Raw genomic sequence first — 12686 nt, 5'->3', positions numbered from 1 at the left:
TGTCAAAAAACTCTCTCCTGACGCTATTGTTTGCGGAGAAGAGATCGTAATCGACATGCGCTTGTGTCACCTGTTAAATGAATAGATTGGAAAATAAGATGAGTGTGATTTTTAATCCAGCTCCGATCGCTGCCAAGTTCGGCATCCCGGTTGCAGACCTCGGTATGGAGCGCATTGAGTATGAGCTTGAGGGCGTCAGCTATGAAAATGTTTTGCTGTTTGATAAAAAACTAACCGCGCCGATGGCTGGCGTGATCGCTGTCCCGAACTTTTTCGGCATCAGTCAAAACGCGTTGGAAATTGCTGCTGCGACCATCGGCGCCAAGCAGGCATTGTTGGTTGCCGACGTTTTTGGAAAAACGGCGCGACCGACCAATCCGGATGAAGCTGTCGCTGCGATTACACCTTTACTGTCCGATCGTGCGCAATTGCGCAAGCGCATGCAAGCAGTGCAAGAAGTATTCAAACGCCAGACCAAGGTCAAACTGACGGACAAGCTGGCAGCCTGCGGTTTCTGTTTTGGTGGCACTGCAGCCTTGGAACTCGCGCGTTCAGGAGCATCGCTCAATGCCTTCGCGTCGCTGCATGGCACACTCGATTCTCCGACACCGGCGGATGCGCAGAATATCAAAGGTGCGGTTCTGGTATTGAGCGGTGCGCAAGATCCACTGGTGCCCCTTGAGCAAGTCAATGCATTCATTGCTGAAATGAGCGCCACCAACGCAGACTGGCAATTGATCAACTATGGCGAAGCCGGCCATTCGTTTACCGATCCGTATTCTAACAATCCCGGTTTCTTCTATCATGAACGCACTGCCAAGCGTGCTGCGATAGCATTGCAAAGTTTTTTTGTTGAGAAGCTTTCCTGATCTTTTCCAAGTTTGATCGGGCAATGAGAAACCGCCGACATCGCAAGATGCCGGCGGTTTCTCATTGGGTGGGACGTACTACTCTTTCACAGCTCCGGTCATGCCTGACACGTAGTATTCCACGAAGAAGGAATACACCACTGCTACTGGCAACGAGCCTAATAGCGCACCGGCCATCAGTGCGCCCCAGTGGTAGACGTCGCCGTCGACCAGCTCGGTGACGATGCCCACTGGCACCGTCTTCACTTCCGAGGAAGAGATGAAGGTCAGCGCATAGATGAACTCGTTCCATGACAGCGTGAAGGCGAAGATGCCGGCCGAGATCAGGCCCGGCACCGCCAGCGGCAGGATGATTTTGACGAGGATCTCCCAACGTGTCGCGCCGTCAATCAATGCGCATTCTTCCAGCTCATATGGAATGGAGCGGAAGTAGCCCATCAGCAGCCAGGTGCAGAACGGGATCAGGAAGGTCGGATACGTCAGGATCAGCGCCCAGCGCGTATCAAACAGACCCAGCTTGAACACGATCGCCGCCAGTGGAATGAACAGGATCGAAGGCGGGATCAGGTACGCCAGGAAGATGCCCAGACCAACTTGCTTGGAGCCCTGGAAGCGCAGACGTTCGATGGCATACGCAGCAAACACGCTGGCCGCCAGCGAAGCGAAGGTCGACACCACCGACACGATGACCGTGTTGAGCAGCCATGCCGGATACTGGGTTTCGAACAGTAGCTTCTTGAAGTGAGCCAGCGTCGGCGCCACCACCCAGAACGGATTACCGGTTTGCCGAAGCAATTCGTTATCCGGCTTGAAGGCGGTGATCACCATCCAGTAAAACGGAAACAGCAGCACGAACACGAAGATGCCCAGCGGGATATATGTCGTGATCCAGCGGCGCGGCATCGACTGCAGAAAATCCATACCCTGCGTTTCTTGCTGCAGGTCTTTTGACTTCTTGCTCATTTGTCACCTCCTTGTTGCCAGCCGCGACGTTGCAGGCCGAAGTACGAAAACATGATGGCTGCGAGCAGGAAAGGAATCATGTAAGTTGCCAGCGCTGCGCCTTCACCAAGCGAGCCGCCAGGGATGGCGCGCTGGAACGACAGCGTTGCCATCAGGTGTGTCGCATTCAACGGACCACCGCGTGTGAGCACATAGATCAGCTGGAAGTCGGTGAAGGTGAACAGCACCGAGAAGGTCATCACCACCGCGATGATCGGTGTCAGCAACGGCAGTGTGACATAGCGGAACTGCTGCCATGGCTTGGCGCCGTCAATCGCCGCCGCTTCATACAGCGAAGGCGAGATGGTTTGCAGACCGGCCAGCAGTGAGATCGCGACGAACGGAATACCGCGCCAGACGTTGGCTACAACGGTGGAAATCCGCGCCAGCCAAGGCTCGCCGAGGAAGTCGATGTAGTGATCGATCAGGCCCATCTTCATCAGTGACCAGCTGATTACCGAAAACTGCGAGTCGTACATCCACCAGAATGCCAGCGCCGACAGGGCGGTAGGGACAATCCATGGCAGCAGCACGATCGCACGGAAGAACGACTTGATCGGCAGATTCTTGTTGAGCAGAATCGCCAGCCAGAGGCCGAGCACGAATTTTAAAATGCTCGCGGTGATGGTGTAGAACAGCGTGTTGAACAGCGACAGCTGTGCCAGCGAATCGCCGAGCAGGAAGGAATAATTGTCCAGCCCGATGAAGTTGCCTTCGCCACCGATCTTGGTATCGGTAAAGCCAAGCCAGACTCCCAGGCCGAGCGGATAGGTAAGAAACACAACAAGCAGTAATACGGCAGGCGCCATGAACAGCATGCCCAGCACATTACGGTTGTTCAGCATTCGGGATAACATAAGCAGACCTCGGTAAGCGTGATGACTGCGTTCGCACGGCGATGGCCGATGCGAACGCATGTTTTGCTCCATGCACTGTCTGCAGCAGCGTCAGAGATGACCGGACGCCGATGCAAACGAGAGCAGGTTGTTATGCCTTGTAGAAACGCTTGGCGCGTTCGGCTGCGCGATCGATGGCCTGCTGTACGGTCTTCGATCCGCTGGCTGCTTCCGCCACCATATCGACCACCACATAGTCAGCCATACACGCCGCCGATGCTTGTCCCAGCGGGCCTTCGTGGCCGTGATCGATCATCAGCGCTGCCGAATCGCGATACACGGTGGCCTTCGGATCCGAGGTCCAGATGGAGTTCTTTTCGTAGGCCTTGAGCGACTGGCTGACGTAGCCGATGGATGCTTCCATCCATGGGTTGTATTGCTCAGGTTCGAACATGAACTGTACGAAAGCCTTGGCCGCATTCGGGAACTTGGTGTGCTTGAAGATCATCATCTGCGTGATCTGCATCAGCTCGGTCGGCTTGCCGGCAGGGCCGATAGGGAAGTGAGCGTGTTGCGTGTCCTTCGCCATTTCCTGCATCTTCGGATCGGTCGAGTTCTTGGCCGCGTAGTACACCGAGATACCGTTGGCCGTCATGCTGATCTGGCCGTCCAGGTACGCCTTGTTGTTCGACGGATCTTGCCAGGACAGTGTGCCTGGAATAAAGGTCGCATACAGTTGCTTGGCGTATTCCAGCGCGGCGCGGGTTTCTGCCGAGTTGATGGCGACGGCGCCTTTCTTGTCGACCAGCTTGCCGCCGTGCGACCACAGCAACCAGTGCGCCCAGTTGTTGGCGTCGCCGACGGCTTTGCCGAGTGCGAAGCCGACCGGTGTGTTCTTGGCTTTTAGTGCCTGACAGAGTTTCAGGAACCCGGCTGTGTCTTTTGGAATGGCGTCAAAGCCGGCAGCTTTGATCTGACTTTCGCGATAGACCAAGGCATTGCCGACCACGCCGAACGGCAGCGCAATCCACTTGCCGTCCTTGGTGCCATATTTGCGGCAGACGTCATACCATCCGCCCAGACGGCTACCCAGCGAAGTTGCCAGGTCGGTCAGATCGATCAGCTTGGTTGGATATTGTTGTGGATCATCGAACCAGCTCATCACGATGTCCGGACCGGAACCGACGTTGGCGGCAACCGCAGCCTTAGGACGCAGATCTTCCCAGCCTTCGCTGTCGGTACGCACGGCAACGCCGGTCTTCTCGGTGAATTTCTTCACGTTTGCATTCCACAGATCTTCATCGCCCTGGACGAAACGCTTCCAGCGCAGTACGCGCAGTGTCGCGCCTTTCTCGATGTCGAGCTTCAGGCCGGCGCCGGTAGCTGCCGGCGCCGCCGGTGCGGCAAATGCATTGGTTGTGGCTACTGTCGATGCTGCAGCGACGGATGCGCTCGCAGCTAAAAAGTCACGTCTGGTCAGCTTAGTCATGTCTCCTACTCCTTCTCTTCTGATGAAAGTGAATGGGTCCGCTCTGTTGCGTTGTTATTTTTGCTTGCTGTAATACAGATTGTGTTACCGGGACTGCTTTGAAAAAGACGAATGCGTTCTACGCTCAATCACGTGCCAGCGTCTTGCCGCTGTCGGCATCAAACAAATGCGTGCTGCCATGCTCCGGCACCAGATTGATCGTATCGCCCGCGCCGAAGTTATGGCGTTCGCGGAAGATCGAGGTCAGGCTGGTGTCGTTGAAGCGCGCATAGACTTCGGTGTCGGCGCCGGTCGGCTCAACCACCACGACCTTGGTGCTCATGCCGCTGCCGGCAGGGCCGATGCTCAAATGTTCCGGACGCACGCCGTAGATCACGCGCTGACCGTCGATACCGTCGAGACCGCGATGTGCATACGGCGCAGGCAGGCGCGTGCCGTCGGCGAATTCAACCTCGGCCTTGTCGGCATTGCGACGCAGCGTGGCAGGGATGAAGTTCATCGCCGGCGAGCCGATGAAGCCAGCGACAAAAATGTTGGCAGGGCGGTCGTACAGTTCCAGTGGACGGCCGCGTTGTTCCACCAGGCCATCGCGCATGACGACGATCTGGTCAGCCATGGTCATCGCTTCGATCTGGTCATGGGTGACGTAGACCGACGTTGTCTTCAGGCGCTGATGCAGTTCTTTGATTTCGGTGCGCATTTGCACACGCAGCTTGGCGTCAAGATTGGACAGCGGCTCATCGAACAGGAAGACCTGCGGATCGCGCACGATCGCACGTCCCATTGCCACACGCTGGCGTTGACCGCCGGACAGCTGGCGCGGATAGCGTTCCAGCAGATTGGTCAGGCCCAGAATCTCGGCAGCTTTCTTGACCTGTTGCTGGATGAAGGATTTGTCCTTTTTGGCCAGCATCAGCGAGAAGGCCATGTTGTCGTTGACCGTCATGTGCGGATACAGCGCATAGTTCTGAAATACCATGGCGATGTCGCGATCCTTGGGCTGGACGTTATTGACGACCGTGCCGCCGATGGAGATTTCGCCTTCGGTGATTTCTTCGAGGCCTGCGAGCATACGCAGCAGCGTTGACTTGCCGCAGCCGGAAGGGCCCACGAGCACGGCGAACTGACCGTCCTCGATGTCGATATCGACGCCACGAATAACCTGGGTGCTGCCGAATTGCTTTTTGATGCCGCGAATCTGAACTGATGCCATGCCTTGCTCCTCGTCTCAATATCTCGTTTTTTGTGTCTGCAGCGAGCCCCTTCTTGGAGGGCTCCCGCGCATGTAGAGCCGCTAACAAAACGCTGCGGGCAGCGTTGCTTCTCCTTGCCGTACGCTTGTACCGTCTGCGTCGGCGCGCCTTGCCATCAGCGTTTTGTTAGCGGCTCTTTATTCTGATACCCGCGCCGTGTTGGTTTTTATGATTTTCGGCGGTATTGAGAGGTACAACTGTGACAGCGCACTATCGTGACTTATTCATTCAGTCGTGCTGCGATAGTGAATATTCATACATCATCAACGTGTCATACCTCTCTGGTGCTGCTTGTTCTTATTACTTGCTGCGAGATCGGTTGCTATCTTCGTTAAGTCTGCTGCGCTTACTGGATTCGTACTAGCCTGCGTCTGGCGATTGGCTGGGACGCAGGGTGTCTCTTATCTTTTATGTATTGCTTATTTATCGTTTGTTTTTGTGTCGGACTATTTTTTCCTGCCTTCAACCACCACATATGAAGGGCGTCCGTTGCGGTCCCAGTCGATCAGGTTTTGCGCTGCCTTGCGGCGCAATTCCTTGGCGGCGACCTCGGAATAGAAGGCTGCGTGCGGCGACAATAGCACACGTTTGTGCTGGACAATAGCGGAACTTGTCTCCGGCGGTTCGACCGGCAAGACGTCGAGTCCGGCACCCTTCAGATTCGTGTCCAGCGCTTTGAGCAGGTCATCAATATTGACCAGGCCGCCACGCGCCGAGTTGACCAGAAAGCTGTCCTGTTGCATCAATTTCAACACCGATGCGTCGATCATGCCGCGGGTCTCATCGTTGAGCGGCGTATGCAGCGAAACGACATGCGCCTGCTTGAACAATTCTTCTTTGCTGACGCGCTCTACGTAGGCAGGGAAGTCGCCGTCGATGATATGCGGATCGTAAGCGATCACGCGTTTAAAAAGGTTACGGCTGATGTGCGCCATGCGCTTGCCGATGCGACCGAGGCCGACGATGCCGATGGTCATTTCTGAGCAACGCTGAATCTTGCCGGCGGTAGTGTAATGCCATTGGCCGGATTTGACGTCGCGGTCGTAGCCGGTGATGTTGCGGATCAGGTCGAGCGCCATTGCCAGCGCATGGGTGGCGACTTCACCGACGCCATAGTCGGGCGAGTTGCCGACCCAGACGCCATGCTTGGCCGCATCAGCGGTGTTGATAGTATCGAAACCTGCACCATAGCGGCTGGCAATGCGGATTTCAGGGCGGGCGGCAAATACTTTGGCGTTGACCGGTGCATATTGCACCAGCAGGCCTTCGCAGCCTTCGGCGGCTTTGATGACGTCGTCTTCGGTACGGCATTGCGCCGTCACGACTTCAACGCCGGCTTCGCGATACAGTGCGAGTTCAAGTTCTACATCCGGAAAATCGTAATCGGTAATTAATACTTTCATTGCGTCATGTCTCCGTGACTCTGGTTGCAAGAAGCGGAAGTGCGCCATCTGATGTGACGCTCGATTCTTCCGCTGCCTGGTTGAACGATTAAATCCCTACACCCTGAAATCAGTGATTGTCTTTCGGTATTCCCGAGCCGCTCTTGCCGACCAGGAAATCCAGATCGGCACCGAGATTGGCCTGCTGCACGTGATCGACATACAGCTTGACCCACCCGCGATCGGCAGGTGCTTTCGGCGCTTGCCATGCTGCGCGGCGACGTTCCAGTTCTTCGTCACTGACGTGGAGATGCAGCTTGCGTGCCTCCACATCCAGCTCTACCATGTCGCCGTCTTGCACCAGCGCCAAGGGGCCGCCGGCAGCCGCTTCAGGCGTCACGTGGAGCACCACGGTGCCGTAGGCAGTGCCGCTCATGCGCGCATCGGAGACGCGCACCATGTCGGTAATACCCTTTCGCAGCACCTTCGGCGGCAGCGGCATGTTGCCCGCTTCACCCATGCCGGGATACCCCTTCGGTCCGCAGTTCTTCAATACCAGCACACAGTTTTCATCAACGTCCAGATCTTCGTCGTCGATGCGCTTGTGCAGGTCGTCGCTGTTTTCAAACACCACAGCGCGGCCCGTATGTTTCAACAGTGCTGGTGTGGCTGCGGACGGCTTGATGACGGCGCCGTCCGGGCAAAGATTGCCGTGCAGGATGGCGATGCCGGCGGCCGGTTTGAACGGCGTATCAAAGGCGTGGATGACGTCGCGGTTCCAGTTTGGCGCGTCCTTGCAGTTATCCCACAAGGTCTGGCCGTTGGCAGAGAGCGCACTCTTGTCGATGACGCTTTCGAGTTCGCGGATGACTGACGGCAGACCACCAGCGTAGTAGAAATCTTCCATCAGATATTTACCCGATGGTTGCAGATTTACCAGGCAAGGCAGTTTTTGACCGATGGTGTCCCATTCTTCCAGTTTCAGATCGACGCCGATGCGGCCTGCAATCGCCAGCAAGTGAATCACGGCATTGGTTGAGCCACCGATGCCGGCATTGACGCGAATGGCGTTTTCGAATGCAGCCTTGGTCAGGATCTTGGACATGATCAAGTCTTCCTTGACCATCTCAACAATACGGCGGCCGGAGTTGCGGGCCAGAACATTACGGCGCGCATCGACAGCGGGGATTGCCGCATTACCCGGCAAGCTCATGCCCAGCGCTTCCACCATGCTGGCCATGGTCGATGCCGTGCCCATGGTCATGCAGTGACCGTGCGAGCGATGCATGCAGCTTTCGGCTTCGAAGAATTCTTCCTGCGACATATGGCCGCCGCGAACTTCTTCCGACATCTGCCAGACGCCAGTGCCCGAACCCAGCTCTCCGCCACGGTATTTACCCGACAGCATCGGGCCGCCGGAAATGCCGATAGTGGGCAGATCCACCGAAGATGCACCCATCAGCAATGCAGGAGTGGTCTTGTCGCAACCCATCAGCAGCACCACGCCGTCGAGCGGGTTGGCACGAATGGATTCTTCCACGTCCATGCTGGCGAGGTTGCGGAACAGCATTGCGGTGGGACGCATCAGCGTCTCGCCAAGCGACATCACCGGGAACTCCAGCGGGAAGCCACCGGCTTCCCAGATGCCGATCTTGACCTGTTCGGCCAAAGCGCGGAAATGTGAATTGCAGGGTGTCAGTTCAGAATAGGTATTGCAAATACCGATGACTGGACGGCCATCGAATTGATCGTGTGGAATGCCGCGGTTCTTCACCCACGAACGGTAGATGAAGCCATCGCGGTCTTGCCTCCCGAACCATGCCTGGCTGCGGCGCGTAAATTTCTTGGTATCGCTCATGTTCTTTCCTTCTTTCCTTGTGGCCCGTCAATCCATTGCTTGGAATTGACTGAGGGCCGAATGCTGTCTGAATCGGATGGCTGCAGGAAAAATCAGTGGCGAATATCGCTTTGATCGAAAAAATAACGGGAGAAATCCATCAGGTGATACGCCAGCATGGCGTCGCCATTGCCGGCATGGCCGAGGTGGCAAGCGTAGCGAGAGGTCTTTGAAGCCAAAACTGCACGCGCAGAGAGCAGCGCTGCATAAGCAGCATTGCGCTTCCCTGTCGGCAAGGCATGCGGCGATGCCTGCGACATGGTTGAAGTACTCCCCCGGCTAGCTATGAATTCCAATGCCTGTCTCCAGTGCTGCGGTTTTGTCCGCTGGCAGTGAGTAGCAACCACAACCTCTGGCGACTACCTCTGCTCTAGTATTTTTGTACGTTGCAAATGAACGTTGCGAACAGCATGCTTCGAAAAGATGTCAGCGAGTCTATTTCAGCATTCGCGCTTTGGTCAAGTGGTAATACCAGATTTGTCATACATCTTTTTGTCGATGCATCGCTCGTGTTTTCCATTGCTCTCTATGATGCCCAATGGTGCGCTGCGGCGTGGGTGAATTATTTTCGTGCATCGTTTTCTTCCTTGACAGTGATGAGGTGATATGAAATTCTTTTCCTCAGTCTGGTAAGACCACATGACCGCTTGACAAGAATTTGTCAGGAAACAAAAACAGGAAAGACCAGCACTGGAGAGGGATAAGCCGGCACAGACCGCGCTGAATGGTTCATCGACGGGTTTGCAATGAACCCCGACGCAGCAGGCAATGCAAAAGACATCTGCCTGTCTTCACCATACAAAGGAGGAGAGACAATGAGCAACATGCGTAGAAATGCACTCAAGGCAATGGTCGCCGGGGTAGCGGTTTTGTCGTTCGGTGCTGCACATGCAGCATGGCCTGATCGTCCAGTGACGCTGGTAGTGCCTTGGGGCGCTGGCGGTGGTACGGATGCCACCGCACGTATCATTGGTGCGCTGCTGGAGAAGGAACTTGGCCAGCCCGTCAACGTTGTCAACCGCACCGGTGGTAACGGCGTGGTCGGACACCAGGCCATCGCCGGCGCCGCACCAGATGGCTACACAATTGGCCTGGCTACGGTGGAAATTGCCATGATGCATCATCAGGGCCTGACTCAATTGAGCTACAAGAACTACACGCCGATTGCGCTGATGAATTTCGATCCGGCGGCATTGACCGTGAGCGCGGAGTCGCCACACAAGACATTCGACGATCTGCTCAAGGCCGTAAAAGCCAACCCCGGCAAACTGAAAGCATCCGGCACCGGCCAGGGCGGCATCTGGCATCTTGGATTGGCCGGCATGCTTAGCGATCTGAAGTTGGAGCCGACAGCTGTGAGATTTGTGCCATCGAATGGTGCCGCTCCTGCCATGGTTGATCTTGCTGCAGGCGGTGTCGATATCGTCGCCGCATCGTTGCCCGAAGCACGTTCGCTGATCGATGCCGGCAAGGCGCGTCCGCTGGTGATCATGGCGGAGCAACCCGCAGCCTTGTATCCCAAGGTGCCAACGCTCAAGAGTCTGACGGGCAGCAGCTGGACCAACGGCGCCTGGCGCGGCATCGTCGCACCCAAGGGCCTGCCTGCGGATATCCAGACCAAGCTGGCCGGACATATGCAAAAAATCTACAACAGCAAGGAGTACAAGGATTTCATGGGGGGGCGAGGTTTTGGCACGATGTACGCCGATTCGGCTGACTTCGGCAAGTTCATGGAGAAGAGCGACAGCGACATGGGCAAGATACTGAAGACGCTTGGGATGGCGAAGTAATAGCTCGACGGCAGGCGTCGGCTGCAGTGTTGCCGCCGACGTTTTGCCCTGATGTCCTATCCCGCGTTGCAGCGCAATGCAACGCCATAGCCGAGTCTTCAGACTTGCTCATTGAACCTGTAGAACTTGTTGGATCATTCATTGCCATGAAAATCAACGATGCTGTTTCAGGAGTATTGCTGGCAATTTTTGCCGGCGTGATTTACACCTATTCCGCAACCTTTCCCTCCATGGGGCAGCAGCAAATCGGTCCAGCCCTGTTTCCGCAATTGCTGGCCGGCGGGCTGATGATTTGCGCGATCCTATTGGTGTTCAAGGGCTTGCGACAAACGCGTACTGACAGCTGGATAAGCCTGCCGGAATGGGCCGGCGATCGCCACGCGGTGTTCGGTTACGCGCTGGTGTTGCTGTCGCTGGTGTTCTACATCTATGCATCCGAGCCGCTTGGTTTCCTGCCCACTGCAGCGATACTGCTGTTGTCATTGTTCGTGACCTTCGGCGCGCGTCTGGTGGTGGCTGTGCCGGTTGCCCTCGTCAGCGCACTGGGTATTCACTATATCTTTTACAAAGTCCTGAAGGTCCCGCTGCCCTGGGGCCTTCTGGAATCTGTCGCCTGGTAAGGGAGCTGACAATGCTTGCAAATTTGTATGCGGCCTTCGGGCAGGTGTTTGACCCCTATGTACTGGCGGTCATTCTCGGTTCCTCAATGTTCGGGCTCTTCATGGGTGCCATTCCCGGGCTCTCCGCCACGATGGCGGTAGCGTTGCTGGTGCCTGTGACCTTCTTCATGCCTGCGGTGCCTGCGGTGGCGGCAATGGTGTCAGCGACGGCGATGGCGATTTTTTCGGGAGATATTCCCGGTTGCCTGTTGCGGATACCCGGCACGCCTTCATCGGCAGCGTATACCGATGAGGCGTATGCGATGACCCGTAAAGGAGAGGGCGAGATAGCGCTTGGCGCCAGCCTTGTATTTTCGGCGGTCGGTGGTTTGTTCGGCACCTTCGTACTGATTCTTGCAGCACCGGCGCTGGCAGAACTGGCGCTGAAGTTTTCTTCGTTCGAATACTTCTGGCTTGTGTTGTTGGGGTTGACCTGTGCCATTTTCATTGCGTCGGAAAATCCGCTCAAAGGTTTCGTCTCGCTGTTTCTTGGCATGTTCATTGCCTCGATCGGTATGGGTAATCCGGCAGGTTTTCCTCGCTTCACCTTCAATAACAGCGACTTGCTCAGCGGCGTATCGCTGGTGCCGCTCATGGTCGGCATGTTTGCGATGTCGGAAGTGCTGCGCTATGCCGTCTCCAAAGACGAAAAGCTGGTGGTGACGGGAGGGGCGGTCGGCAACGTCTTTAAAGGCATGTGGGATCTGACGGTTCGTTATCCGAAATCGATCTTGCGTGGCAGCGTGCTTGGTACGCTGGTTGGTGCCTTGCCGGGCGCGGGGGCTGATATCGCAGCGTGGATGTCTTATGCGATGAGCAAAAAAATGTCCAAGGAGCCGGAGAAATTCGGCACCGGCCATCCGGAAGGCATCGTCGAATCGGGTGCCGCCAACAATTCGGCGTTGGCCGGTGCATGGATTCCAGCGCTGGTGTTCGGCATTCCTGGCGATTCAATCACTGCGATCGTTATCGGCGTGCTGTACATGAAGAATCTCAATCCCGGCCCGATGATCTTTGTTGAAAATCCGGTGTCGATGTATGCGATTTTCATCGTCTTCATTCTCGCCAATTTGCTGATGCTGCCACTGGGCTACTGGTGCATCAAGCTGGCCAAGCGCATTCTGAGCGTACCGCGTAATCTGCTGATGCCGTTGATTTTGCTGTTTTGCATCGTCGGCTCATATGCCACCAACAACAGCGTATCGGATGTCGGCATCATGCTGGTCTTCGGCTTGCTGGCGTATCTGATGGAAGAAAATGGGTTCCCCGTAGCGCCGACGGTGCTAGGCGTCGTGCTGGGCGGCATGCTGGAGGAACATTTCGTCACATCGATGATCAAGGCTGACGGCGAGTTCGTGGCATTCTTCAGTCGACCGATCGCCGGAACTTTGGGCGTATTAACGATATTGCTTTGGCTGCTGCCACTAATCTTGCGTGGATTGCGCAGAAAGCCGGCAGTGGTTTGAGAACTTGTCCATGCTCCTGATCGCGGACAAGTTCGAATGATTT

The 12686-nt window shown here is 56.1% G+C and carries 11 protein-coding genes; 4 read left to right on the top strand and 7 right to left on the bottom strand.

Annotation, left to right across the window (positions count from 1 at the left end):
• Positions 1 to 98: 98 nt before the first annotated feature.
• A complete protein-coding gene (locus hmeg3_RS17540; protein WP_094564866.1) occupies positions 99 to 869 on the top strand; it encodes a dienelactone hydrolase family protein in 771 nt (256 codons plus the stop codon).
• Between the two features lie 78 nt (positions 870 to 947).
• Here the strand turns inward: hmeg3_RS17540 and hmeg3_RS17535 are convergent, their stop codons facing one another.
• The 7 genes from hmeg3_RS17535 to hmeg3_RS17505 form a co-directional block, all read right to left on the bottom strand.
• Positions 948 to 1832 carry a carbohydrate ABC transporter permease gene (locus hmeg3_RS17535; RefSeq protein ID WP_007884378.1) on the bottom strand — a complete coding sequence of 295 codons (885 nt, stop codon included), beginning with the start codon at positions 1830 to 1832 and terminating at the stop codon, positions 948 to 950.
• Entirely contained in the window at positions 1829 to 2728 is a 900-nt protein-coding gene (locus hmeg3_RS17530) for a carbohydrate ABC transporter permease (RefSeq protein ID WP_094566423.1), read from the bottom strand. The genes hmeg3_RS17535 and hmeg3_RS17530 overlap by 4 nt, the downstream gene beginning before the upstream one ends.
• A gap of 130 nt (positions 2729 to 2858) precedes the next feature.
• A complete protein-coding gene (locus tag hmeg3_RS17525) occupies positions 2859 to 4196 on the bottom strand; it encodes an ABC transporter substrate-binding protein (protein ID WP_094564865.1) in 1338 nt (445 codons plus the stop codon).
• A gap of 124 nt (positions 4197 to 4320) precedes the next feature.
• Positions 4321 to 5409: an ABC transporter ATP-binding protein gene (locus hmeg3_RS17520; protein ID WP_094564864.1), complete on the bottom strand. Its 1089-nt coding sequence runs from the start codon at positions 5407 to 5409 to the stop codon at positions 4321 to 4323.
• A 486-nt stretch (positions 5410 to 5895) separates the two neighbouring features.
• Positions 5896 to 6852 carry a C-terminal binding protein gene (locus hmeg3_RS17515; protein WP_094564863.1) on the bottom strand — a complete coding sequence of 319 codons (957 nt, stop codon included), beginning with the start codon at positions 6850 to 6852 and terminating at the stop codon, positions 5896 to 5898.
• A gap of 109 nt (positions 6853 to 6961) precedes the next feature.
• Positions 6962 to 8689: an IlvD/Edd family dehydratase gene (locus hmeg3_RS17510; RefSeq protein WP_094564862.1), complete on the bottom strand. Its 1728-nt coding sequence runs from the start codon at positions 8687 to 8689 to the stop codon at positions 6962 to 6964.
• A gap of 92 nt (positions 8690 to 8781) precedes the next feature.
• Positions 8782 to 9024, bottom strand: a complete 243-nt coding sequence (locus hmeg3_RS17505) for a hypothetical protein (RefSeq protein WP_157739299.1) — start codon at positions 9022 to 9024, stop codon at positions 8782 to 8784.
• Between the two features lie 519 nt (positions 9025 to 9543).
• Here hmeg3_RS17505 and hmeg3_RS17500 point away from each other — a divergent pair.
• The 3 genes from hmeg3_RS17500 (at position 9544) to hmeg3_RS17490 (ending at position 12643) form a co-directional block, all read left to right on the top strand.
• A complete protein-coding gene (locus tag hmeg3_RS17500) occupies positions 9544 to 10518 on the top strand; it encodes a tripartite tricarboxylate transporter substrate binding protein (RefSeq protein WP_094564860.1) in 975 nt (324 codons plus the stop codon).
• A 146-nt stretch (positions 10519 to 10664) separates the two neighbouring features.
• Entirely contained in the window at positions 10665 to 11138 is a 474-nt protein-coding gene (locus hmeg3_RS17495; protein ID WP_094564859.1) for a tripartite tricarboxylate transporter TctB family protein, read from the top strand.
• 11 nt (positions 11139 to 11149) lie between these two features.
• Positions 11150 to 12643: a tripartite tricarboxylate transporter permease gene (locus hmeg3_RS17490; protein ID WP_094564858.1), complete on the top strand. Its 1494-nt coding sequence runs from the start codon at positions 11150 to 11152 to the stop codon at positions 12641 to 12643.
• Positions 12644 to 12686 lie beyond the last annotated feature (43 nt).

The organism is Herbaspirillum sp. meg3, from assembly GCF_002257565.1.
GTDB lineage: Bacteria > Pseudomonadota > Gammaproteobacteria > Burkholderiales > Burkholderiaceae_D > Herbaspirillum.
This window is presented reverse-complemented; position numbering and strand designations above follow the sequence as displayed.